This window comes from Campylobacter blaseri, from assembly GCF_013201895.1.
Classification (GTDB): Bacteria; Campylobacterota; Campylobacteria; order Campylobacterales; family Campylobacteraceae; genus Campylobacter_B; species Campylobacter_B blaseri.
The window spans coordinates 578,481-602,793 of sequence record NZ_CP053841.1 but is presented as its reverse complement, the minus strand read 5'-3'; the positions used below and the strand labels follow the sequence as shown (position 1 = coordinate 602,793).

Sequence of the window (24,313 nt, the reverse complement as noted above, 5' to 3'; positions counted from 1 at the left end):
ACCTTTAAAAATCATCTATTGCTTTTACTAGTGCCTGCCATGGAACTTTTCGTTCATCATAAAATATATTATTAAATTTCATAAAATTTATAGGATCAAGTGTTCTGCTTAAAAATCTTACTTCGTAGTGGAGATGTGGGCCTGTGCTATAGCCTGTGTTTCCACTATAGCCTATCAAATCACCTTTTTTTATAAACTCACCTGCTCTTACAACCTGTTTATTTTGCATATGCGCATATCTAGTTTCAAAGCCAAAATTATGTGAGATTATAACTAGATAGCCATAACCAGAAGAGGTCATACCGCTATATTCTACAACACCGTTGGCTGTTGCATATAGAGGTGTTCCCACACTTGCTCTTAAATCAATTCCTTGATGAAATTTCTCTACTTTACTTATTGGATGAATTCTAATGCCATAATTATCTGTAATGCCTTTGAAATTTAATGGAACTCCATTTGGTATGGATTTTACAAACTTACCCTCAAGTTTTTTATCCATTCCAATTTTTCTTCCATCGCCACTCTCATTTAATGAGTTAACAACACTATCAAGTTCTAACGCCAGCCTTAACTCACTAAAAACATCATCATTTCCATTCAACTGTCTATTAAGGTCTGCTTTGTCTTTGGTTAATTCGTTATTGGCTTTAAATAGCTCTATATTTTTAGTATATAAAAATGATATATTTTTTTTCATATTTGAGTTTTTATAAACTAAAAATATTAGAAGCAAAAAAATAATGATAAAAATAGCAACTAAAACCCCTATAAAAAGCTTTAAATTACCCATAAAATTTGGAGAAAATTCATACTTTTTGTTGCCGTTTTTATCTAAAATAGTAATGTAGGTTTTAATTTTCCACCTCATTTTTTAAGAAATTTTCTACAAGCATAAAAGAGCCAAAAAGAAGATAATTTTCACTATTTTCAATCTTAGTAAATTTACTACATTTTATCCCTAAAAGCTTTAACTCATCTATGATTTCTTTTGTAGCTAGTTTCCTATCCTTGCTTTCATATTCATAAATTTCAACTCTTTTTATAATAGGCATTAGATCTCTTAATATTTTTTTATAATCCTTATCTAAAAAAGAGTTATAGATTAAAACAATCTTTTTCCCGCTAAACTCGTTTAGTATATTAGTTGCTGCAAGATCATTATGCCCAACATCAATTGTTAAATTTGGAAGTATCTTTTCAAGTCGCCCTTTTAAATTAAGTTTTTTTAGGTTTTTATAATTTGGCTGTAAATTTAACATTTTTAAAGCAGCCGTTGCTAGAGATAAATTTGAAATTTGAAACTTAGGAAGATCAAATTTCTTAACATAATTATTTATCTCTTTTTTATCAAATTCATCTAAAACTTCATTTGAAAACTTTAAATTAACGCTATTTTTTATTGCAATATCTCTAGCTATATTTTTAGAAACTTCGTTCATATCACTATTTACAACACTATTTTTAGCCATGCTAATTAGTTTTGTTTTACTTATCTTCTCTATCGTATCACCTAAAATTTCAGTATGATCAAGACCTATTGGAGTAAAAACGCTAAGTTTTTTAGGGAATAAATTTGTAGAATCATACTCAGCACCCATGCCAGCTTCTAAAATAATATAATCACAATTTTTAAATAAAATAATCGCTAAAAAAGTTGCATATTCAAAATAACTAAGTGTCTCTCTGAACTCATCATTTAATATGCTAAAAAGATACTCATGTGCTAACTCAAGCTCTTCATCGCTTGCATCTTTACCATTTAGATAAAATCTCTCATTAAATTTAAAAATATGAGGGCTTGTAAAGTGCCCTACTTTATATCCTAGTGCTTCTAAATGGAGTGTTAAAAAACGCCCTGTACTACCCTTTCCATTTGTGCCAACTATATGAATTATCTCTTTTTTTGGAAGCTTATCTTTAATGCTTTTATAGGCTCTTGGCATTCTTGTATAATCTATTTTTTTGTAAAAAATAGGTTTGTTTTGTAAATATTTATTTAGTTGCATTAACTTCTTTTTGTTCTTTAAAACTTCTTATGGCTAAAGTTGCAATAAACTCATTAAATGCCTGTGATGAGGCATTTTGTATAGCATCATATCTCTCTTTATCACTTATAACAGAACTTGTATCTCTTTTGGTTTTTGCAACCCTTGTTACACGAAAATCATGATCTCCCACACCTTTTATGTTTACAACAGATCCATCTTTTAATTTTGTTTTAAAATTTAGAGCTAAATTTGCTCTATAAGATGTTGCATAACCATATTGATCGTAAGCTAATACTGAAAAGCTCAGTGATTGAATAGAGGCGATTATATATGTTTGAGCTATATCTCTTGGTGCTAATCTTTTATGGAGTCTACTTACAATACCACTTCTAACAGCATCTTTTATAGCAACGGTGTTTTGTGGATCGGTTTTACTCATGCTAACATCAACAAAAACACTATCAGCTAAGATATTATCACTTATTTTAGAAACTGGTTTATACCCACACCCCACTAAAAAAACTAATAAAAAAACATATATAAATCGTCTCATTTTTCCTACTTTATAACAAAATTTACAAGCTTTTCTTTTACATAAATTTGCTTAATAATCTCTTTTTCTTCTAGCCACTTCTTAACACTATCTTTTGCTGTATTTATAATATCTTCTTCACTTGTGTCAGAACTAACTTCAATCTGTGCTCTTCTTTTCCCATTTACAGTTACCGCTAAGCTTATTGTATCTTGCTCAAAAACTTCATCTAATAGATCAATCTTGCCAAAGTTTGCCTTATTAAATATGCTTTGACTAAGTTCATGTGCAATGTGTGGAACAATTGGTTCTAATAAATTTAATATTATAAAATACCCCTCTGTTAATACCTCTTTATTTTCTTGCGCATTTAAGGCATTTAAAGCCTCCATACAAGCAGCAATTAGGGTATTAAATGCAAAACTACTAGTATAAACTTCATTTGATTTTTTGAGTGCTTCATATACTTTCATTCTTGCATATTTTTCATCTTTATTTAAATTTGAATGATTAATTTTTGGAATTTTATCTGTTTTTATTACATTGCTTGATCTGTCATAAAGTCTATTTAAAAACTTATAAGCACCTTCAACAGCACTATCATTCCACTCAAGTTCTTTTTGTGGCGGAGCGGCAAAAAGTATAAAAAGTCTTGCTGTATCGGCTCCATATTTTTCAATAAGCTCATCAGGATCAACAACATTACCCTTTGACTTACTCATCTTTGCACCATCTTTTAAAACCATTCCTTGTGTTAAAAGATTAGAAAATGGCTCATCATCTCTTAAATACCCTAAATCTCTTAGTGCTTTTTGAAAAAATCTTGCATACAAAAGATGTAAGATTGCGTGTTCAATTCCACCAATGTATTGATCGACACCCATCCAGTAATCAACACTCTTTTTATCAAAAGCTACATCCTTCCAAGTTTTATCATCACTTGCAAATCTTGCAAAATACCAACTCGACTCAAAGAATGTATCTAGTGTATCTGTCTCTCTTTTAGCCTGTTTTCCACATTTTGGACATGTCGTAAATTTCCAACTTGGATGTCTATCTAAAGGGCTTCCCTCTCCTGTTATAGCAACATCATCAGGCAGGGTAACTGGTAAATTTTCTAACTTTTCAAAAACTAAACCACAATCAGGACAGTGAATTATAGGAATAGGAGCTCCCCAATATCTTTGACGACTAACACCCCAATCACGAAGTTTATAGTTAATTACTTTTTTGCCTATTCCATCTTGTTCAAATTTTTCTATTATAGCTTTTCTTGCACTTTTTGAATCCATACCGCTAAACTCAGCTGATTCAATCAACACACCATCATCTACAAAAGCCTCATCGCAAATAGACTTATCATCATCTGGTTTTACTACTTGTTTAATATCTAGTCCAAATTTTTTAGCAAATTCATAATCTCTTTCATCATGTGCAGGAACAGACATAACAGCACCTCCACCATATTCTATAAGGACAAAATTTGCCATCCAAACAGGAATCTTTTCACCAGTTAAAGGATGAATGACATATATACCTAAAAACACACCATCTTTATCTTTACTTTGACGCTCTCTAGGGCTTTGTTTTAATATATTTTTGATCTTTGCAGCCACAGATTCATCAAGCAAGTTTTTTTCTAAAAGTTTTTTTATCACACTATGTTCAGGCGCTAAAGCTGTATATGTCACACCATAAATAGTATCAGCTCTTGTTGTAAATACACTAAAACCACCTATGCCATCAAGTTTATCTCTTGTTTCATTATCAAATTTAAATTTGAACTCAAGTCCAAAACTTTTCCCTATCCAATTTTCTTGCATAGTTATAACTTGACTTGGCCATTTTCCCTCAAGTGTTTTCAAATCTTGCAAAAGTTCTTCAGCATATTTTGTTATCTTAAGATAGTATCCTGGCATATCTTTTTGGATAACTTCATTTCCACATCTCCAGCACTTACCATCCTCAACTTGCTCATTTGCTAAAACAGTTTGATCATTTTCGCACCAATTTACAATTGCATTTTTTCTATAAATTAAACCTTTTTCATAAAGCTTTATAAAAAATTCTTGTTCCCATTTTGTATAAAGAGGATCCGAAGTTGCAAGCATTCTTTTTTTGGAAAATGAAAATCCTAATCTATCAAGCTCTTTAGTCATATAATCAATGTTTTCATATGTCCAAGCTCTTGGATGAACATTATGTTTTATGGCAGCATTTTCAGCAGGCATTCCAAAGCTATCATAACCTATTGGATGAAGCACATTAAAATCATTTTTTCTATAATACCTAGCCAAAGCATCTCCAATAGAGTAGTTTCTAACATGACCCATATGAATCCTGCCACTAGGATATGGAAACATACTTAAAATGTATTTTTTTTCTAGACTATAATTGTCCTTTGGTTCAAACTCGCCATTTTCTAACCATATTTTTTGCCATTTTTGCTCTATCTCTTTAGCATTATAACTCATTTAATCTCCTAGTACTCATCTCTTTCTTTTGCTGCTTCAACAATTGTTAAAATCATGGAAAAAATATTTGCAACTCCTGCACTTATTACAAGTGAGTATATTAAAATCATATCTTGTGATACGATATAAATTATAAAAGCAGGTATTAAATGCAAATCAGCTACCAATGAAGTTGCAAAAAGCTCTGCTGAAAGAATATTTTTTACACCAATTTTTAACAAAGTAGATATTAAATTTACACTTGCAGCTATAAAAAGTGACACTCCACTATGCATGTATAAATACCCAGCAATTGTAGTTAAACTCATAAGAGCAAAAAATACATGAACAACTCTTCCCCAATTCATTTATAATCCTTTATACCACGCCTTTTTCATACATAGCGCGCATTCTTTCTTTTTCTTTTTCTCTTTTTTTCTTAGCAGCCAACATCTCTCTATAGTCTTTAATGCTAAACTTAAGCCATAATAAACCTTGTGAACCTATAAATATAGAGCTAAGAGTACCAACTATAACACCAATTAACATTATAAATGAAAAATCATGTATCATATCTCCACCAAATACAAATAGTATAACAACGGCAATAAGAGTTGTAAATGATGTTAGTATTGTTCTTGATAGTGTTTGAGATAAAGATGAGTTAATAAGTGTAGCAAGATCTCCCTCTTTTGTATCTTGAATATTTTCTCTAATCCTATCAAATACTATAATAGTATCATTCAAAGAGTAACCTATTATGGTTAAAATGGCAGCCAAGGTATCTAAATTTACATCAATTTGGAAAAATGATATTACACCTATAGCTATTATAACATCGTGAATTTCAGCAACAATAGCAGCTAATGAAAAACGCCATTCAAACCTAAAAGCTATGTAGATTAAAATAAGAATTAGCGATACACTAAGTGCCATAATTCCTTTTTTTCTTAACTCTCCTCCAACTTTAGGTCCAACTATACTTACCATTCTTATTTCAAAGTTACCTGTATCTTTTAAAATTTCTGCGATATTTTTACCAGGATCAGCTCCTAAAGAGTCGTTTGAGCCTGAATATCTAACAGTAACTTCTTCTTTGCTTCCAAACTCAGTAACACTAACACTTTTAAAAGCCTCTAAACTATCAAGAGTTTCTCTAATCTGACTAATTGGTGCGGCTTTATCATATTTTATTTGTACTAATGTTCCACCAGCAAAATCAATACCGTAATTAATACCTTTTGTAAAAATTGAAACAATAGATCCCAATACTAAAAACAAAGATATGGCAAGAAAGATATGGCGAACGCCCATAAAATTATATTTTTTTTCTTTATCAAATATTTGCATTTTTTGCCTTTCTTACTTTATATCCAAACCATAATTTAGTATTTTTACTCTTTTCCATTTTATCAATAAATAGATCAAATATACCATGGGTTCCTAAAATAGCTGTTATCATTGATGCTACTATACCTATACTCATAGTTACAGCAAAACCTTTTATAGGACCTGTTCCATATGCATACAAAGCAGCTGAAGTTATAAGAGTAGTTAGGTTAGCATCTATAATAGCACTCATAGCGTTTGCATAACCCTTCTCAATAGCACTTCTAATACTACCTCCAGTTCTTAAAATCTCTCTAATTCTTTCATTTATAATAACGTTAGCATCAACTGCCATACCAACAGTAAGGACAATACCTGCCATACCTGGTAATGTTAAGGTTGCACCAAAAAGCGACATAATGGATACCAAAAACAGTATATTTACAACTAGTGCCACATCTGCTATTATCCCTGCAATACCATAATAAAAAACCATAAATAAGAAGATTAATACAAAAGCTCCAACCAAAGCTATAGTACTTTTTTCAATACTTTCTTTACCCAAACTTGGTCCAATACTTCTTTTCTCAAGCAGTTTTACAGGCGCAAGTAAAGCCCCACTCCTTAAGGCAATAGCAACATCAGCTGCCTCTTCAAGTGTAAAACCACCACTTATTTGACCACTACCGCCACCAATTCTCTCATTTATCCTTGGTGCTGAATATACTTTATTATCTAAAACAATTGCAAGTCTTTTTCCTACATTTTCACCTGTAAAATCTCCAAAAATAGCAGCGCCTTGTGAGTTTAGAGTGAAATTTATGATTGGTTGGTTTGTATTTTGATCAAAAGCAACTTTTGCATCAACTAGCATTTCTCCATCCAGAACAGGAATTTGCTTTACAACATATTTAATGTTCTCATTTTTTGCATCTTTTAAGATGATATCTCCATAAGCAGCTGCAACCTCATTACTTAAAGTATTTGCCTGATCTTGTCTTTTATCATCTAGTGCCATTAGTTGCAGATGTGCTGATTTGCTAATTAAATCAAGTGCTCTTTTTTCATCATCTCCTGTTTTAACACCTGGAATTTCAACCAAGATATCGCCCTCACCTTGCCTAGTAACACTTGGCTCACTTAATCCAAATTGATCAAGCCTGTTTCTTATAGTTTTTACAGCTTGCTCTATTGCATGCTCTATAGTTGCTACTTTTTCTGCATCAGTTAAAGAAACTTGATAAGTAAGTTCTACTTTATCAATTTTCAAACCTTCAATCTTTTTAAGTATTGAATCAAATTTATTCATCTCATCTGGATCTAATATTGTAAACTTAAAAAATTCCGGTTTAATCTCAAATTTTTCTAATAATAAATCATCTTTATTAGCTGAATAACTAATACTAGATGCAATTGATTTTATTTTAGATTCTATCGCTTTATCTGTTTCAACACCCAAAAGAAGATGTAGCCCACCTTGTAAATCAAGCCCTAGGCTAATTTTTTTACCGCCTTCTGTTTGCAAAAAAGATGGCATCGAAAAAGCTAGAGCAAATACAAATGTTAAGATAAATACAACAAGCCTATATGTTATTTTACTTTTTTTCATCTTTTGCTTCTACGACCTTATCTTCTACTTTTTTTGCAACATATTGCCTATCAAGCTCTACAATTACATCATCATTAAGCTTAACTGTGATAAAATTGTCATTTGTTTTCACAACTGTGCACTTTAATCCACCATTTGATATGATTTTATCGCCTTTTGAAAGACCGTCTATCATAGCTTTGTGTGCTTTAGCTTGTTTTTGTTGTGGTCTCATAACCAAAAAATAAAATATAGCAAAAAATACAATAAGAGGTAACAATGCTCCCAATACGCTTCCACCTTGTTCCATGTAAATCCTTTTTAGAAATTTTAATAAGGAAGTATTTTACCATAAATGATATTATAAATGGCTTTTTTATAGCTCTTTTATTGTCAAATACAATCTTTTTAACACTATTTGATAATATTTTTTTAAATTTTATCTCCCCTTTTCTTGCTATTTACGGCTTTTATAAGCTTTTTGAATTTAATAAAATAAAATTTTTCTATACCGGTTTTTTTGTAGGTATTTTATGGTTTTATTGGGTAAGTTTTTCTTTAATTTATTATAATTTATCGTTTTTAATACCTTTAGAAATTTTAATATTTGGAATTGTTTATGGTCTGATTTTTTTAATTTGCGGGGCTTTTAAAAATAAACTCATAAGAGCTATTTTACTACTTTCAATAAGCTATTTTTACCCATTTAATTTTAACTGGTTAAATTTAGAACTTACCTTACTTTCTGGAATATTTGAGCCAAGTTTAAGAGGTCTTGGATCTGTCTTTTGCTTTATACTCTTTTTTTACTACCTTAAAAAATACAAATATCTAGCAAGTATATTTTTATTATTTGCACTTCAAATAGAAGAAAAAGAGCCAAATTTTCTTCCTTTTAAAACAGATATAACAAATACTCAAATTTCACAATTTATAAAATGGGATCCTGCATATAAAGATTTACATATTAATGAGGCTTTAAAAATGATAGATGATTCAATAAAAAATGGTTATAAATTTGTAATCTTACCTGAAAATGCCTTTGTAGTATATTTAAATTTAGAAGATGAACTTATTGATGTTTTAAAAGAAAAATCGAATAAAATCACCATTTTAACCGGAGCACTAACTTATGAAAAGGACTTTCAATACAACTCAAGTTATCTTTTTAAAGATGGGGCTATTAGTAGATTTGATAAATTTGAACTTGTCCCTTTTGGTGAAGAAATTCCTTTACCAAAATTTTTAACAAATATCATAAATGATATATTTTTTGATGGTGCTATGGATTTTAAAAAGGCAAAATCATATAGTGAATATGAAGTAGATACAATTTTAATTAGAAATGCAATTTGTTATGAAGCAACTAGAGCTAAGACATATGAAGGCTCTCCTAAATTTATAGTAGCCATCTCAAACAATGGGTGGTTTACTCCATCAACCGAGCCAAACTTACAAAGAATGCTAATTAAATACTACTCTACAAAACATGGAACAACCATATATCATAGTGCAAATGGAAGTAAAAGCGAAGTTATAACCCCAAAAAGACTTTGGATAAAAGAATTTTTGGGGTTTATTAAAATTTAATTTCTATTTCAATAGAGATTTAAAAAGATCTATGCTATCTAGTTTTTCCCATGGATATTTTGGATTACCAACTTGTCCTTTTGCTGCAACTTTTGCATATAAAAATGTATCATTTGATGGCTCATCTAATTTAAATTTATCAGTTATCCATCTTGGAGTTAAAGGGAAGTTTTCTTGAACAAATTTTGAAAGCATATCATCATCAATCCTTTTAGTATATGTTCCCATTGTATCTACTGAGATTGAAGTTGGCTTTGCAACTCCTATTGCATAACTTAGTTGAACTATACATTTTTTAGCAAGACCTGCTGCTACTATATTTTTAGCTATATATCTTGCTGCATAAAGACCACTTCTATCAACCTTAGTATAGTCCTTGCTTGATTGAGCACCTCCTCCTATTGGAGAGTAGCCACCAAAACTATCAACTATAAGCTTTCTTCCTGTTAGACCGCTATCATGAAGCGAGCTATGATTTACATATCTTCCTGTTGGGTTGATTAAAATTTTAGTATTTGCTTTATCGTATAGTTTTTTAGGAAGCTTTGTATCGTCAATTAAAGTTTGTATTAAAGCTCTAACCTCTTCAATGCTCATTGTTTCAACGCATGGAGCTGAAACTACAATTGTATGAATTTTTTGTGGCTCACAATTTTCAAAATTAGCCTTAGTTTCATAATCAAGCGTAACTTGAGTTTTTATATCAACTCCTAATTGCTCAGGATGTGCTTTTGCATATTTATACACTTTATCGCAAAGCATTCTTGCATAGGTAATTGCTGCTGGCATAAAATCTTTAGTCTCCTCGCTTGCAAAACCAAACATTATACCTTGATCACCAGCCCCTATGTCACCGCTTTCTTGATCAACTCCAACACCAATATCTGCACTTTGTTTATTTAAAAGAACATGAACTTCAACATCATCAGGATGCAAGCATTGTTCTTTGGTAAAATTTGGATTACCCGTATATCCTATATGTTTTAATGCATTTTTTACAATCTTTTCATAATCTTCAAAACTAAACTCTGCATCTGTTTTAATCTCTCCACCAATAACTACATGTTTGCCAGCAACAAATACCTCACTAGCAATTCTAGCATTCTTATCAGCTTTTAAAACAGCGTCCACGATACTATCTGAGATAATATCTGCACATTTATCAGGATGTCCAGGACTTACAACCTCTGATGTAAATAAATACATAAATCTCCTTGTTTAAAATATCTTTTAATTTTATCCTTTATATTTTAAAATATAATTAATAACCGTATTAAAATTATTTTTTTAACTACTTTTTATTTTATTTTAGATACATTACCTCTTAAACTTATACTAAAAAGGATGTCTAATGAGTAAGTTTTCTACTCTAGTTCAAAACTACACTGATAAAAACCTAGTTTTGAGAATTGTTATCGGGGTTATAGTAGGTGCCACAGTTGGCTTTTTAGCACAAAAAGGATATATGCTATCTTTAGTTGGTCTTTTTGGCACATTGGGAAAACTTTTTGTAGGTGCCCTAAAAGCAGCTGCACCAATTTTGGTTTTTATTTTAATAGCCTCATCTATATTAACAAATAATTTCAATAATGCAAAAGGGATAAGAAAAGTTATAATGCTGTATCTAATCGGAACTTTTTTAGCTGCCGTAGTTGGCGTTATTGCAAGCTTTATGTTTCCAACAATTCTAGTTTTAGATGTTAGCAATGAAGTAACAAGAGCAGCTCCTAAAACAGTGGTTGAAGTTTTAGAAAATTTACTATTTAACATAGTTGATAATCCTATCTCAGCCCTAGCAAATGCAAACTACATAGGTATACTTGCTTGGGGTACAGGTTTTGGTATAGCTCTTAGATTTTGCACAAATGAGACAAAAAATCTATTTGTTGATCTTGCTGATGCTATCACAATGATAGTAAGATTTATAATTCAACTAGCTCCTTTTGGTATCATGGGCTTAGTTGCTACAAGTGTATACTCAACTGGTGGTCAAGCACTTATGGGCTATGGAAGGTTACTACTTGTTTTAGTTGGCGCTATGGTTTTTCTAGCACTTATTGTAAACCCAATAATTGCTTTTATATTTTTAAAGAAAAACCCATATCCACTTGTGTTTACTTGCCTTAAAGAAAGTGGCTTAACTGCATTTTTTACAAGAAGTTCTGCTGCTAATATACCGGTTAACTTAAATCTTTGCAGAAAACTAAAGCTAGATGAAGAGCTTTATCCTATCTCAATCCCACTTGGTGCTACTATAAACATGGGTGGTGCTGCTGTTGTAATTTCAATCTTAACATTAGCTGCTGCTCACACTTTAGGAATTACTCCAACATTTGGAACTGCCTTGCTTTTAAGTCTAGTTGCCGCTGTTAGTGCTTGTGGCGCTAGTGGTGTTGCTGGTGGATCTTTAATGCTTATACCTTTAGCATCTTCTTTATTTAACATATCAAATGATATTGCTATGCAAGTTGTTGCAATTGGCTTTATAATCGGTGTTATCCAAGACTCTGTTGAAACAGGCATTAACAGCTCAACTGACGTTTTATTTACAGCGATTGCTTCTGAATCAAGAGAGATAGACTCTTTATAATTTATCTTTACCCCATATTTTGAATTATGGGGTTCTTTTAAAAATTTTATACTACAATTACATAAATAATACAAATAAGGAAATTCAATGCTATGGAATTTAAATGAGTTTTTTAAAACTAATGAAGATTTTATAAATTACAAAACAGATACAAAAACACAAGCACAAATTTTTAATAAAAAATATAAAGATAAACTCTCAAATTTAAGTAGTAGTCAGTTTGAAAAAGCTCTAAAAGAGATAGAAGAGATATCTGAAAAAATTGCTAAAATTATGACATATAGCTATCTTTTGTTTGCAAAAGATACATCAAATGGTGGACAACTAGCAAAAAATGAAGAAGAGTGCAATGAAATTTATGAAAATTTACTATTTTTTGATTTGGAATTTAACCAAATTGAAGATAAAAAAAGAGATGAATTTATAAAAAATATTAAAAAATATTCATACTATCTGTCTTTATTATCAAAAGAAAAAGCTCACCAATTAGATCTCAAAGAAGAGAGAATTTTACTTAAAACATCTATAGTTGGCTCAAGTGCTTTTTCAAGACTTTTTGATGAAACAATGGCGAATTTAAGATTTAAATTTGATGATCGCAAGTTTAGTGAAGAGGAAATTTTAAGTAAATTACATGATAAAGATAGAGATATAAGAAAAAAAGCCGCACTTAGTTTAAGCAAAACTTTAAAAGAAAACTCACACCTTTTAAGCTATATTTATAATATGATTAAAACCGATTTAAAGATTAAATGCGAGCTTAGAAATTATGAATTTGGCGAAGATATAATGCATCTAAACAACCAAATTGATAGAAGTAGTGTTGATGCTTTAATTGAAGCAAGTGAGCAAAGCTTTAATCTAGTTAGCTCTTTTTATGATAAAAAAAGAGAAATTTTAGGCTATGAAAAATTATACGATTATGATAGATATGCTCCTATTGGAGAAGATAGTGAGTTTAGCTTTGAAGAGTCAAAAGATATAGTTTTAAAAGCCTTTAATGAATTTAACCCTAAATTTGGGGAAATTGCTAAAAAGGCGTTTGATGAAAATTGGATAGATGCATATCCTACTAAAAATAAAACAAGTGGTGCTTTTTCTCATAGTGCAACTAGCGATACTCACCCTTTTGTTTTGTTAAATTACACAAATAAAAAAAGAGATCTTTTTACTTTAGCACACGAGTTAGGACATGCAATCCATCAATATCTTGCCTATGAAGTTGGATATTTTAACTCATCAACTCCATTAACTACAGCAGAAACCGCTTCAGTTTTTTGTGAAATGCTAGTTTTTGACTATGTTTTAGATAAAAGCGATGATAAAGATAAGCTTGCTTTAATTGCAAGCAAATTAGAAGATATCTTTGCGACTTTATATAGACAGATAAATTTTACAACTTTTGAGAGAAAAGTTCATGCAAGCAAAGATGAACTTAGTGTTGATGAGATAGATGAAATTTGGATGGAAGAGTCAAGAAAAATGTTTGGTGATAGCCTCATTTTAAATGATTATTATAGACATTGGTGGAGCTATATACCTCATTTTATACATTCACCATTTTATTGTTATAGTTATGCTTATGCACAGCTTTTAGTTTTAGCTCTTTTTGGGTTATATAAAAGTGGAAAGTGTGAAAACTTTGTTGAAATTTACACAAACTTTTTAGCACTTGGAGGAAGTATGGCGCCTAGAGATATGGTTTTTGCCTTTAATCTTGATATAAATACAAAAGAATTTTGGCAAATAGGACTTAAAGAGATTGAAAAACTTGTAGAGAAATTTAAGGGTTTAAAATGATAGAAGATATACTAAAAGATGAAGAATTTGTGGATATTATGAAAGCTCATGCTTTTGATTGTTTAGATTTTTTACTAGAAAAAGATATTAATTTTTCTATTATGGCAAATTTGGAATTTGTATCCTTTAATCCACCCCTACCAAAAGAGATAAGAGATAAGTTCAAAATGCCTGCTATTGTTTTTGAACTAGGTGGGTATACGCTAGAAAGCTCATCTTTAGATGAAGAAAATGAAAAATTTGAGTTTGAAGCTGGTTTTGGTGAGAATGATTTTGCCTCAGTTGTAACAATTCCACTAAATGCAATAATTCAAATTTTCATTGAAAATAACCCTATTTTTGTAAACTTTTCAATAAGTGAACCTAAAAAAGATGTTAAACCTAAAAAAAGGGTTTTTTCACTAGCTGACTAGACTTATAAAAACTAACTTTTATTAGTAGGGCTTAAATTAAAAACCCTACTAATATCAAAATTAAATTATAAATTTACCCTACCTTATTTGTCTATATTTTTATCCTAAACCCCCTAAACATCTTCACTTAATTCATATAACCATAATATAAGATATTTTAGATAAAATAATATATTAAATTTAACAAAGAGGGATTATGCAGAGTGCTATTTTAAAAGAGTTAAACGATGAGCAAAAAAAGGCAGCCACACATGTAGATGGTCCTATGCTTATACTAGCAGGCGCAGGAAGTGGCAAAACAAAAACTATAACAACAAGACTTGCTTATTTAATCTCTGAGGTTGGCATTCCTCCAAGTTCAACTTTAACACTTACTTTTACAAACAAAGCAGCAAACGAGATGAGACAAAGAGCTTTATCTATGATAGACAACAAAAACTCTCAAACCCCACCCCTACTCTGCACTTTTCATAAATTTGGGCTTTTGTTTTTAAAATTTTATATATCAAAACTAAATAGAAAAAATAATTTTTTGATAATCGATACAGATGATAAAAAGAAAATAATAAAAAGTTTTGAAAGTGATATAGCAACTTCAATTTTAGCAAGTGAAATTTCTAAGTTTAAAAACTCTCTTATAAGCGCAGATGAAGCTTTAGAAAATGCAAATCTTTTTAGCGATGATCTTAAAAAAGAGGCAAGTGGATACTATAAAAAAGTTGCAAATGTCTATAAAAAATATGAAGATACTTTACGCAGCGACAATTTAGTAGATTTTGATGATTTACTAGTTTTGCCATATCAAATTCTATCACAAAACCCTGATCTTTGTGATGATATATCAAATAGATACCAATATATAATGGTAGATGAATATCAAGACACCAATGATCTGCAATTTAAACTATTAAGCAAACTTTGTAAAAATCACAACAATCTATGCGTTGTTGGCGATGATGATCAAAGCATTTATGGTTGGAGGGGAGCTAGAGTTGAAAATATCTTAAATTTCAAAGATCAATTTGAAAATGTAAAAATCATAAGACTTGAAAAGAATTACCGCTCATCGCAACACATTTTAAATGCAGCAAATAATCTAATAGATTACAACAGAAATAGACTTGGTAAAAAACTTACAAGCACAAAAGAAAAAGGCAGTGAGATAGAGATATATCAAAGCGATGATGAGAATTATGAAGCAAACAAAATAGCTAAAAAAATCACTAAACTTATAAGTAACGGGGTAGATCCTAAAGAGATTGCAGTGTTATACCGAGTAAATGCTCTTTCCCGTGCCTTAGAAGATGGCCTTACAAAGGCTAGGATCCCATATAAGATGGTAGGTGGAATGAAGTTCTACGAAAGAGCTGAGATAAAAGATGCAATTAGCTATATAAGACTTATTTTAAACAATAACGATGATTTTTCTTTAAGAAGGATAATCAATAGACCAAAAAGAGGGCTTGGCAAAGTTAGTTTAGCAAAGATAGAAAAAATAGCATTTGATAATAAATTATCTCTTTTTAACGCCATAGCAACCCTAGATCCAAGCGATGTTAGTAAAAAAAGCTTTACCGAGTTAGGCAAATTTGTAGAAAATATCACAAATTTGAATAAAATGGAATCTTTATATGATTTAATAAACGAGCTTGAGAGCAACTTTGGGCTAAAAGAATATTATAAAGAATTATCTGATGGCGGAGATAGAGTTGCTAACATTGATGAGTTTTATGCAATGCTTAAAGATGAGATAATAAATAATGCTAATTTCGACTTAGAGGAGTTTTTAAATGAACTAAGCCTTACAAGCGAACAAGATGCATTAAGTGATGAGGCTATTTCAATAATGAGCGTTCATGCTAGTAAAGGCTTGGAGTTTGAATATCTCTTTGTAATAGGTCTTGAAGAAGGCTTTTTCCCACTAATAAGCGATGGTAATGATATAGAAGAGGAAAGACGCTTAGGATACGTAGCAATTACGAGAGCTAAAAAAGAGCTAGTTCTTAGCCACTCAAATAGTAGATTTTATAGAGGAAGAAGAGAAAGGCTTGATAAAAGTAGATTTTTAAGTGAAGCTGGGCTATGCGAAGGATCATTAAAGCTTGAAAAAACTGCTGATTTTAAAAAGGGAGATTTGGTAAAGCATAAACTATTTGGAATAGGAAGAGTTACAAGTGTCACCAAAGTTAAAAAAGACTCAAAACTCAAGATAAATTTCGGTGGTATATTTCGTGAAATTATGTCTAATTTTGTAGAAAAAGTCGCATGAACCGTCTATTTGTAGCAGATAAACCAATAGGGATAAGCTCAAACCATTTTTTAACTAAATTAAAAAGGAAATATGGCGTAAAAAAGGCTGGTTTTTCTGGAACGCTTGATCCTTTTGCAAGCGGTTGTTTGATAGTTGCCTTTGGAAACTATACTAGATTTTTTAGGTTTTTAGATAAGACACCCAAAACCTATATAACAACAATGTGGTTTGGAGTAAAAAGTGAAAGTTTTGATAATCAAAACATTCAAGAAATAAAAATATTAAAAGCTTTTGATAAAAACAGGCTAAAAAATATAATTAGCACATTAAAAGGAGAAATTGAATATACTCCACCAAAATACAGTGCCAAAAAAATTGACGGACAAAGAGCTTACAAGCTAGCTTTACAAGGGCAAGAATTTGAAATGAAAAAAAATAAAATGAATGTTTATGAGTGTGAAATCATAAACTATATGCATCCATTTTTAACAATCAAAATTTCAGTTAGCGAAGGTTCATATATTCGTTCATATGCGCAAATTTTTGCACAAAATTTAGGCATAAATATAACACTTAGTGCACTAAAAAGAGTTAGTGAAGGTAGGTTTAAATTTGAGGATGAGATTGCATTAAATCCTATTAAATATCTAAATTTAGAGTATAATTTTTATAATTCAAATTTAGATGATATAAGACTTGGTAAAAAACTAGATATTGGGGATTTTAGCATAAAAAAAGATGGAGATTACTTACTAGATTTAGATGGCATGTACTCTATAATACAGATAGAAAATGATAGCGTAAGCTACTTACTAAATAGGATAGAAATTTGAAAAGCTTTGCAAAAATAAATGTGTTTTTAAAAACTGTAGGCACTAGAGGCAACTATCATGAGTTAGTTTCTAGATTCATTTTAGTCGAAAATTTATATGATGGTTTATACTCAATAATACAGATAAAAGATAGCGATGTAAATTATTTGCTAAATAGGATAAAAATTTGAAAAGCTTTGCAAAAATAAATGTATTTTTAAAGATTATAGGCACAAGGGATAACTATCATGAGTTAGTTTCTAGATTCATTTTAGTCGAAAATTTATATGATGAAATTTCATTTAAAAAGTCAAGTTATAATAATTATAAATTAAATATATTATCAAACAAAGCAATTAAAGGCGAAAACATTATCTCTAAAGCATATAATGAACTAGCCAAATTAGGTTTTGATGAGAAATTACATGCTTTTTTTAAAGAGCATGATGTGATTTTACATAAAAATATACCAATTGGTGCTGGGCTTGGTGGTGGAAGTAGTAATGCAGCCACTTTTTTACACCTAGCAAACAAAGAGATAGATTTAAGCTTGACCATCCCAGATATAGTTGAGATATCAAAAAATATAGGTAGCGATGTTGCCTTTTTTGCAAGTAGACTAAAAAGTGCAAATGTTAGTGGAGTTGGTGAGATTATAGAAAATTTTGATGATATAGTTCCAAAGATTAAAATAATATCTCCAAATATATTTTCATCAACACCTGTGGTTTATAATGAATTTAGAAAAAATTTTATGAATGTTATAGATAAAGAATTAGCATTAAGTTTATATAATTTAAGTTCGCAAGAGATTTTAAGTAGTTACACAAACTACCAATTAAACGATCTTTTACTTCCTTGCAAAAAACTCTATCCTAAGCTTATCTTAAATGATGATGAGTTTTTAAGTGGAAGTGGAAGCAGTTATTTTAAAGTTAAAGGTAAAATTTGAGAGATTTAGCTAGAAATAAAAAAGCATATCATGACTTTACTATTTTAGAAACCTATGAGGCAGGGATTGTTTTAAAAGGGAGTGAAGTTAAAAGCTTAAGAGCCGGCCGAGCAAATCTAAAAGATAGCTTTGTAAGGATAATAAAAGGAGAGCTATTTTTACTTGGATCTCATATTAGCTATTTAGAAAATACAAATAGCTATTTTAGACCCGATGAAAGAGCGCCTAGAAAGCTTTTAATGCATAAAAAGCAGATTGATAAGCTTTTTGGAAGTGTTACAAAAGATGGCTCAACTATAGTTCCTCTATCTATGTATTTAAATAAAAAGAATATAGTTAAAGTCAAAATTGCCCTAGCTAAAGGTAAAAATCTGCATGATAAAAGGGAAACCTTAAAAAGAAAAACAGCAGATAGAGAAGCAAGAGCAGCTATAGTTAATTTTGGAAAAGGAAAAATTTAAAAAAGGATTTAAAATGAGAAAAGTATTGTTAGCAATTTTGACGGTGTTTATTTTTATAGGTTGTGGCGAAGAGAAACAAGAAGCACAAGCTACCCCTATAAAAATTCAAAAAGAAAATCAATATAAAATAGGCGATAAAATCAAGCTAAAAGGGGTAAATGGCAAAGAGATAACTCTAGTTAGAACCGAAGAAGGCTTTAAGCTTGATGGTGAAAAAAAGATACTTATGATAGATATTTTTGGAACATTTTGCGAGCCTTGCCGTGAAGAAGCAGCTCACCTAACTAGCTTTCAAGTAAATAACATTGATGATTTTTTCATGGTTGGACTAAACCACTTTGAAGATGTAACAGATGAAGAGATAAAAGAAAATTTCATGAAAAAATATAATGGATACTACTTTATAGCTAACAATCAAGATAATCCAAATGAAAAAATCATAGAGCAAATTTTAGTTGATTTAGATTACAAAAGAGCTCTAACGGTTCCATTTAAAGTAGTTTACAACACAGATGGTGTTATAGAAAGATTAACTGATAATGAGATGAAAGTTCCAGAAGGCAAAGAGTATTATATAGGTCAAGTTGGCACTAGAATATTAAATGCTGATATAGGCAGGATAAGAGATGCCAAAACAAAGTGAGACGGTAGAAAAGACTAAATTTTTTATACCCAAACTTTATAATGTCATTTTGCATAATGATGACAAAACGACGATGGACTTTGTAGTGGATATTTTAATTCAAATTTTTAACAAGTCTTTTGATGAAGCAGTAGAAACTATGTTAAAAATTCATAATAGTGGACAAGCTATTTGCGGAACATACCAAAAAGAAATTGCTATAAGCAAACAAAAAGCGGTATTAAACTCAGCAAAAGTTGCAAATTTTCCACTTCAATGCACAATAGAAAAGGAGTAACTTGTTAGATTTAAATTTTGGATACTATCTACAAAAAGCAAGTGATTTAGCTAAGAAAAATCAAAATGAATACATAACAACAACACATCTTCTATATATAATTTTAAATTTAGATAGTGATGTGAAATCCATTATAAACAATGCTTTTGTAGATACAAATTTGATAGATCTATCAAATAATTTAAAACAAATATTAGAACAAAATCCCAAAGACAACCTAGAGCAAACCCCTGTTTTAAGTTTTGCTCTAGAGATGATACTAAAAAATGGCGATATGTCAGATAAAGTCTATACATCACTGGACTTTATACAAGACATTTTAAATGATAAAGATAGTGATTTATCACAAATTTTAAACCACCATGGAATAGAAAATTTCAATGTAAAAAAGATAGAAATTTCAGAAAAAAACGAAGATAAAAAAGAGGAAAGTTTTTTAGATAAATACACTCTCAATCTCAATAAAAAAGCAAAAAATGGTCTAATAGATCCTTTAATAGGAAGAGAAAAAGAGATTAGTCAAACCTTGCAAACTCTATGCAGAAGAAAGAAAAATAATCCTATCTTAGTTGGAGAGGCTGGAGTTGGTAAAACTGCTATAGTTGATGGTATAGCTTTAAATATAGTTAATAAAAAAGTTCCATCTAAACTAAAAGATAAACTAATCTACACTCTTGATACAGCTGCTTTGATAGCTGGAACAAAATATAGAGGGGACTTTGAAGAGAGATTAAAAGGCGTTATAGATGAGCTCAAAAAAGATAAAAATGTTATCTTGTTTATAGATGAAATTCATACTATTTTAGGAACAGGCGAAACAGGTGGAAGCTTAGATATGGCAAACATACTAAAACCTGCACTAGCAAATGGTGAAATTTCATGTATTGGGGCTACAACCTATGAAGAGTTTAGGAAATTTAATAAAGACAAGGCATTAAGCAGGAGATTTTCAAAAGTTGATATTGATGAGCCAAGTATTGAAGATAGCTTTGAGATATTAAAAGGGCTAAAAGATAGCTATGAAAAACACCATAGTGTTAAATACAGCGATGATGTATTAAGAGCTAGTGTTGAACTTGCAAAAAGGTATTTAAGAGATAAATTTTTACCAGATAGCGCAATTGATTTGATTGATGAAACTGGGGCTAAATTTTCCATTAAAGATAAAAAAGGTATAAAAATAACCAAAAAAGATATCATTGATACGCTATCTAAAAGTGCAAATATAGAAAATATAGCTAAAAATCAAGATAATACTAAAACTCTAAAAAATTTAGAAAAAAATCTAAAAAGTGTTATATTTGGTCAAGATGAAGCCATAAATGCACTATGCAATTCCTTGCTTCGTTCATATGCAGGACTAAAAGAGGAAAACTCGCCTATTGGGGTGTTTTTATTTACAGGAAGTAGCGGTATTGGTAAAAGTGAGCTTGCAAAACAATTGGCAAAATCACTAAATGTTAATTTTGAAAGATTTGATATGAGTGAATATATGGAAGCTCACTCTGTCTCAAAACTAATAGGCTCACCACCTGGATATGTAGGTTTTGAAGGTGGAGGTATTTTAACAAATAATATCAAAAAAAATCCATATAGTGTTATACTTTTAGATGAGATAGAAAAAGCTCATCAAAATTTAGTTAATATATTTTTGCAAATTTTTGACAACTCAACCCTAACTGATAGTAGCGGTGTTGTTACTGATTTTAAAAATACCATAATTATAATGACTTCAAATTTAGGGACAAAGGAAGCTCCACAAATGGGCTTTAAAAAAGATGATAGTATAAAAGTAGATAACGCTGTTAAAAGCTTTTTTGCTCCTGAGTTTAGAAATAGGATTGATAGTATTATAAACTTTAACCCGCTAAGTGATGATGTTTTAACCAAAATAGTTGATTCTACATTAAAAAAGATAGAAAATAGAGCTAAAAATGTTAAGATTAAAGCGACAAAAGAAGCAAAAAAATATCTTATAAATAAAGGCTATAGTGCAGAATTTGGTGCTAGAAATCTAAAAAGAGTTATAAACCAAATTATAAGCAATGCTATAAGCAAAGAAATACTTTTTGGCAAGCTTAAAAATGGTGGCACAATAAGTATAAACTTAAAAGATAACGAACTAACTTATAAATTTAGCTAATCTCATCTTAGTCTATTTTGGATTGCAAGTTTTAATCTGCAATCCAAAATATGAGATTAAATATAAATATTCTAAAATTTAAACCACAAAATTACTATAAACTAAATTTTCCCTTTAGTCGCTCTAGAACTTTCGTCGTTCTGGCATTCTGAGACTTTAGCCAAAAAATCCCATTTTAAGCCTTTAATAAATTTAGTATTTAATTACTCAATTAGTCATTCTGAGCATTAGCTAAGAATCTAACTGCATATCAAAAGCCAAATTTTGATGTTTAAATTTATACTATTAAAATAAAAGAAGATTTAAAACAATATTAAAATCTTTCATTTAGCTCAAAATAACATTAAGTAATTATATTAAAGCTATAAAAGTATCTAAGTTTTTTAGGATAAAATTAACCTGCAATAATATATTTATTTTATATAGTGCAATATAAGCTTACTTAAAAACACAAGGAGTAGTTTATGGCAAATATAAATAATGATAACCTAAATAAAAATAAAAAACTAAGAAAAATTCCAACTAGTAAAAAAACTAAAATTTCTACACAAAATTCAAATTTAGATGATGGTTTAAATAGTAAAATTCACAATGAAAATTTAAACAATAAAACAGATAATCTAGATTATAAAAATAATAATTTAAACTCAAATACTAAACCCAATACTCAAAATTTATACATCAAAAACCAAACAAAAGATAAAAGCAAAAATTCAATATTTAAAAAAGATGAATTAAAAAATAAAAGAGATTATGATAAAGAACCTTTGATCATAAAAGATTATAAGCCAACTTTAATATTTTTACATTATTTATTTTTTATATTTATAGCTTTTGTTTTTACCATTGTAAAAAATATATCAATTATTAATTTTATATATTTTCTATCAATGGTTTATATTACAACTTTAAGATTTAATTACATAGACTTAATGTTTAATTCAAAAGATAAAAAAATAATTTTTTACGAAAATACTATTGAAATAAGAGATTGCAAAACAGATGCTGGAACCATTATTACAAAAGAAATATTTAATATAAATAAGACTATTGATATTCGTAGATTTTTAACAGGTGAAATTTCTAGAAGTATTGTAATAATTTGTTTTTTAGTAGTAGGTTTATTTTTTCTAGTATTTGATTTTGCAAAATTAATATCATTTTTAATATTTTTTTATTTAATATATTTTTTACCAAAAATTTTGTTGCAAATTTATATTGGAGGTTTTAAGTCTATTAGATTTTTTGATTGTTTAGGAATTTATTCTAAAACCTATTTTATAAATATTTTTATAGTAAAAGAACAAGATTATCAAAATATAAGAAGTTATTTTTTAACTAAAAAAGGTATAGATATAGAAAAAGTAGAAAGTAAAATATTTATTTTTTAATAAGGAGATTTTTATGAATAAAGAGCAAATTACTATCACGAAATTAAAAATTAAAAACAATAATTCAAATTTAGATAATAACACAAGTGTTATAAACTAAAGGTAGCACAATATGAAATTTAAAAAAACTATTATTGTCTTTTTAGTATTTATTGCTTTTATAAAGATACTTGCTATAAAACATGAAACAACTTTTTTTGAAGAAATGGGATGGATTTTATTTATATACCCGTTTTGGTATACTAACTTATTTTTTAAAACCATATCAGATTTATTTAACAACATTACAACATCTTATCCAATACTATTTTTAATAGTATTGTTTGTAATATCTTTACTAATCTTATATCTCATACTAAAACGCTTTTTTAAAAAACAAAAGATAATCTTATCTTTTACAATACTCATAATTTTAACTTTAATCTTTGTAAGAGCTGTTCCTGATTACTCTAATAAATATGGCATAAGCTTAACTACTATATTTAAAAAAGAAAAATACAAACAGGGGTATTGTTTAAAAGAAGACAGAATACTACCAAAAGAAGAGTTGTATAGAAAAGCTGTTTTTGATTATATAGAAAAGTATAAAATTCTAAATGAAAAAATTGATTATTTTATGCATAATTGTAGTAAAAATACCACAAAAGACAATAAATACTATATATATGAAAACTTTACCATTGATAATTGGGAAGAGTATTTAAGAACAAATATAAATAATGAGAATTTCTTTTCTAATGATAATCTAAAAGTAGCAAATTTAGATGAGCTTTTTCAAATAGATACAAAAACAAATATAGCTGGGTTTAAAAAGCCAGTTATTTATACGGATATGTGTAAAAAAAGATATGAAATATACTTAAATAATAGCCTTATTTTTTCAGAAGAAGGTATTATAAAAACCACTATAGACATACAAATTAATAGCAAAGATTATTATAAAAATAAATCTATAAACAAAATTATTGATGAGCATAAAGAGATTGTAAAAAAGAAAAATAGATATTCACGAAAAATAGATAATTGTGGAAATGTGAATTATAGTATTGATAAAGAAGTTGCATCATACTTGGAAGATTATTTTAGATAAATTAAAA

General features: G+C 29.2%; 22 protein-coding genes and 1 pseudogene. 14 read left to right on the top strand and 9 right to left on the bottom strand.

Annotated elements, in window-relative coordinates:
• Positions 1 to 4: 4 nt before the first annotated feature.
• From CBLAS_RS03130 to yajC, 8 genes are read right to left on the bottom strand one after another with little or no spacing between them, the layout of a single operon-like run.
• Positions 5 to 871, bottom strand: a complete 867-nt coding sequence (locus CBLAS_RS03130) for a M23 family metallopeptidase (protein ID WP_241517569.1) — start codon at positions 869 to 871, stop codon at positions 5 to 7.
• The gene (locus tag CBLAS_RS03125; protein WP_106870046.1) at positions 855 to 2,009 is read right to left on the bottom strand and encodes a Mur ligase family protein; all 1,155 of its coding nucleotides are present in this window, start codon (positions 2,007 to 2,009) and stop codon (positions 855 to 857) included. Before CBLAS_RS03125 ends, CBLAS_RS03130 begins: the two co-directional genes overlap by 17 nt.
• On the bottom strand, positions 1,996 to 2,544 hold the full coding sequence (lptE, locus tag CBLAS_RS03120; RefSeq protein WP_106870042.1) for an LPS assembly lipoprotein LptE: 549 nt from the start codon (positions 2,542 to 2,544) through the stop codon (positions 1,996 to 1,998). Before lptE ends, CBLAS_RS03125 begins: the two co-directional genes overlap by 14 nt.
• A gap of 5 nt (positions 2,545 to 2,549) precedes the next feature.
• On the bottom strand, positions 2,550 to 4,997 hold the full coding sequence (gene leuS, locus CBLAS_RS03115; protein ID WP_106870040.1) for a leucine--tRNA ligase: 2,448 nt from the start codon (positions 4,995 to 4,997) through the stop codon (positions 2,550 to 2,552).
• 8 nt (positions 4,998 to 5,005) lie between these two features.
• On the bottom strand, positions 5,006 to 5,344 hold the full coding sequence (locus CBLAS_RS03110; RefSeq protein WP_106870038.1) for a DUF6394 family protein: 339 nt from the start codon (positions 5,342 to 5,344) through the stop codon (positions 5,006 to 5,008).
• A gap of 10 nt (positions 5,345 to 5,354) precedes the next feature.
• Positions 5,355 to 6,326 (bottom strand): protein translocase subunit SecF, encoded by a 972-nt coding sequence (secF, locus tag CBLAS_RS03105; RefSeq protein WP_106870036.1) that lies wholly within the window; start codon positions 6,324 to 6,326, stop codon positions 5,355 to 5,357.
• Positions 6,313 to 7,914: a protein translocase subunit SecD gene (gene secD, locus CBLAS_RS03100; RefSeq protein ID WP_106870034.1), complete on the bottom strand. Its 1,602-nt coding sequence runs from the start codon at positions 7,912 to 7,914 to the stop codon at positions 6,313 to 6,315. Before secD ends, secF begins: the two co-directional genes overlap by 14 nt.
• Complete coding sequence (gene yajC / locus CBLAS_RS03095; RefSeq protein ID WP_106870032.1) at positions 7,901 to 8,203, bottom strand: preprotein translocase subunit YajC; 303 nt, start codon at positions 8,201 to 8,203, stop codon at positions 7,901 to 7,903. Before yajC ends, secD begins: the two co-directional genes overlap by 14 nt.
• Between yajC and CBLAS_RS03090 the strand changes: the two genes are divergently transcribed.
• Positions 8,173 to 9,483, top strand: a complete 1,311-nt coding sequence (locus CBLAS_RS03090; protein ID WP_106870030.1) for an apolipoprotein N-acyltransferase — start codon at positions 8,173 to 8,175, stop codon at positions 9,481 to 9,483. The two genes, yajC and CBLAS_RS03090, sit on opposite strands and share 31 nt — an antisense overlap.
• A 3-nt stretch (positions 9,484 to 9,486) precedes the next feature.
• Here CBLAS_RS03090 and metK read toward each other — a convergent pair whose 3' ends face one another.
• On the bottom strand, positions 9,487 to 10,689 hold the full coding sequence (metK, locus tag CBLAS_RS03085) for a methionine adenosyltransferase (RefSeq protein ID WP_106870028.1): 1,203 nt from the start codon (positions 10,687 to 10,689) through the stop codon (positions 9,487 to 9,489).
• Positions 10,690 to 10,834: 145 nt separating this feature from the next.
• Here metK and sstT point away from each other — a divergent pair, with 145 nt between their 5' ends.
• From sstT to CBLAS_RS03020, 13 genes and pseudogenes are all read left to right on the top strand, one after another.
• Positions 10,835 to 12,073 carry a serine/threonine transporter SstT gene (gene sstT, locus CBLAS_RS03080; protein WP_106870026.1) on the top strand — a complete coding sequence of 413 codons (1,239 nt, stop codon included), beginning with the start codon at positions 10,835 to 10,837 and terminating at the stop codon, positions 12,071 to 12,073.
• 87 nt (positions 12,074 to 12,160) lie between these two features.
• A complete protein-coding gene (locus CBLAS_RS03075) occupies positions 12,161 to 13,873 on the top strand; it encodes a M3 family oligoendopeptidase (protein WP_106870024.1) in 1,713 nt (570 codons plus the stop codon).
• Positions 13,870 to 14,286 carry a hypothetical protein gene (locus CBLAS_RS03070; protein WP_106870022.1) on the top strand — a complete coding sequence of 139 codons (417 nt, stop codon included), beginning with the start codon at positions 13,870 to 13,872 and terminating at the stop codon, positions 14,284 to 14,286. Before CBLAS_RS03075 ends, CBLAS_RS03070 begins: the two co-directional genes overlap by 4 nt.
• A 196-nt stretch (positions 14,287 to 14,482) precedes the next feature.
• Positions 14,483 to 16,555, top strand: a complete 2,073-nt coding sequence (locus tag CBLAS_RS03065) for an ATP-dependent helicase (RefSeq protein ID WP_106870020.1) — start codon at positions 14,483 to 14,485, stop codon at positions 16,553 to 16,555.
• Positions 16,552 to 17,370: a tRNA pseudouridine(55) synthase TruB gene (truB, locus tag CBLAS_RS03060; protein WP_106870017.1), complete on the top strand. Its 819-nt coding sequence runs from the start codon at positions 16,552 to 16,554 to the stop codon at positions 17,368 to 17,370. The genes CBLAS_RS03065 and truB overlap by 4 nt, the downstream gene beginning before the upstream one ends.
• A pseudogene (locus CBLAS_RS03055) lies at positions 17,367 to 17,480 on the top strand (4-(cytidine 5'-diphospho)-2-C-methyl-D-erythritol kinase); the annotation flags it as partial. The gene truB and the pseudogene CBLAS_RS03055, both read left to right, overlap by 4 nt.
• 56 nt (positions 17,481 to 17,536) lie before the next feature.
• Positions 17,537 to 18,301, top strand: a complete 765-nt coding sequence (locus CBLAS_RS03050; RefSeq protein WP_106870015.1) for a 4-(cytidine 5'-diphospho)-2-C-methyl-D-erythritol kinase — start codon at positions 17,537 to 17,539, stop codon at positions 18,299 to 18,301.
• Positions 18,298 to 18,762 (top strand): SsrA-binding protein SmpB, encoded by a 465-nt coding sequence (gene smpB, locus CBLAS_RS03045; RefSeq protein WP_106870013.1) that lies wholly within the window; start codon positions 18,298 to 18,300, stop codon positions 18,760 to 18,762. Before CBLAS_RS03050 ends, smpB begins: the two co-directional genes overlap by 4 nt.
• Positions 18,763 to 18,775: 13 nt before the next feature.
• A complete protein-coding gene (locus CBLAS_RS03040) occupies positions 18,776 to 19,405 on the top strand; it encodes a thioredoxin domain-containing protein (RefSeq protein ID WP_106870011.1) in 630 nt (209 codons plus the stop codon).
• Positions 19,389 to 19,682 carry an ATP-dependent Clp protease adaptor ClpS gene (locus CBLAS_RS03035; RefSeq protein ID WP_106870009.1) on the top strand — a complete coding sequence of 98 codons (294 nt, stop codon included), beginning with the start codon at positions 19,389 to 19,391 and terminating at the stop codon, positions 19,680 to 19,682. The genes CBLAS_RS03040 and CBLAS_RS03035 overlap by 17 nt, the downstream gene beginning before the upstream one ends.
• Before the next feature lies 1 nt (position 19,683).
• Positions 19,684 to 21,825 (top strand): AAA family ATPase, encoded by a 2,142-nt coding sequence (locus CBLAS_RS03030; RefSeq protein ID WP_106870007.1) that lies wholly within the window; start codon positions 19,684 to 19,686, stop codon positions 21,823 to 21,825.
• A 464-nt stretch (positions 21,826 to 22,289) separates the two neighbouring features.
• Positions 22,290 to 23,216, top strand: a complete 927-nt coding sequence (locus tag CBLAS_RS03025; RefSeq protein WP_106870005.1) for a hypothetical protein — start codon at positions 22,290 to 22,292, stop codon at positions 23,214 to 23,216.
• Between the two features lie 112 nt (positions 23,217 to 23,328).
• The gene (locus CBLAS_RS03020) at positions 23,329 to 24,306 is read left to right on the top strand and encodes a hypothetical protein (RefSeq protein ID WP_172658171.1); all 978 of its coding nucleotides are present in this window, start codon (positions 23,329 to 23,331) and stop codon (positions 24,304 to 24,306) included.
• The last annotated feature ends 7 nt before the right edge of the window (positions 24,307 to 24,313 follow it).

Bases quoted from the DNA above. Each gene is read 5' to 3' on its own strand.
- CBLAS_RS03130 (WP_241517569.1), bottom strand. From the start codon at position 871: ATGAGGTGGAAAATTAAAACCTACATTACTATTTTAGATAAAAACGGC.
- CBLAS_RS03125 (WP_106870046.1), bottom strand. From the start codon at position 2,009: ATGCAACTAAATAAATATTTACAAAACAAACCTATTTTTTACAAAAAA.
- lptE (WP_106870042.1), bottom strand. From the start codon at position 2,544: ATGAGACGATTTATATATGTTTTTTTATTAGTTTTTTTAGTGGGGTGT.
- leuS (WP_106870040.1), bottom strand. From the start codon at position 4,997: ATGAGTTATAATGCTAAAGAGATAGAGCAAAAATGGCAAAAAATATGG.
- CBLAS_RS03110 (WP_106870038.1), bottom strand. From the start codon at position 5,344: ATGAATTGGGGAAGAGTTGTTCATGTATTTTTTGCTCTTATGAGTTTA.
- secF (WP_106870036.1), bottom strand. From the start codon at position 6,326: ATGCAAATATTTGATAAAGAAAAAAAATATAATTTTATGGGCGTTCGC.
- secD (WP_106870034.1), bottom strand. From the start codon at position 7,914: ATGAAAAAAAGTAAAATAACATATAGGCTTGTTGTATTTATCTTAACA.
- CBLAS_RS03090 (WP_106870030.1), top strand. From the start codon at position 8,173: ATGCTCCCAATACGCTTCCACCTTGTTCCATGTAAATCCTTTTTAGAA.
- yajC (WP_106870032.1), bottom strand. From the start codon at position 8,203: ATGGAACAAGGTGGAAGCGTATTGGGAGCATTGTTACCTCTTATTGTA.
- metK (WP_106870028.1), bottom strand. From the start codon at position 10,689: ATGTATTTATTTACATCAGAGGTTGTAAGTCCTGGACATCCTGATAAA.
- sstT (WP_106870026.1), top strand. From the start codon at position 10,835: ATGAGTAAGTTTTCTACTCTAGTTCAAAACTACACTGATAAAAACCTA.
- CBLAS_RS03075 (WP_106870024.1), top strand. From the start codon at position 12,161: ATGCTATGGAATTTAAATGAGTTTTTTAAAACTAATGAAGATTTTATA.
- CBLAS_RS03070 (WP_106870022.1), top strand. From the start codon at position 13,870: ATGATAGAAGATATACTAAAAGATGAAGAATTTGTGGATATTATGAAA.
- CBLAS_RS03065 (WP_106870020.1), top strand. From the start codon at position 14,483: ATGCAGAGTGCTATTTTAAAAGAGTTAAACGATGAGCAAAAAAAGGCA.
- truB (WP_106870017.1), top strand. From the start codon at position 16,552: ATGAACCGTCTATTTGTAGCAGATAAACCAATAGGGATAAGCTCAAAC.
- CBLAS_RS03040 (WP_106870011.1), top strand. From the start codon at position 18,776: ATGAGAAAAGTATTGTTAGCAATTTTGACGGTGTTTATTTTTATAGGT.
- CBLAS_RS03035 (WP_106870009.1), top strand. From the start codon at position 19,389: ATGCCAAAACAAAGTGAGACGGTAGAAAAGACTAAATTTTTTATACCC.
- CBLAS_RS03025 (WP_106870005.1), top strand. From the start codon at position 22,290: ATGGCAAATATAAATAATGATAACCTAAATAAAAATAAAAAACTAAGA.
- CBLAS_RS03020 (WP_172658171.1), top strand. From the start codon at position 23,329: ATGAAATTTAAAAAAACTATTATTGTCTTTTTAGTATTTATTGCTTTT.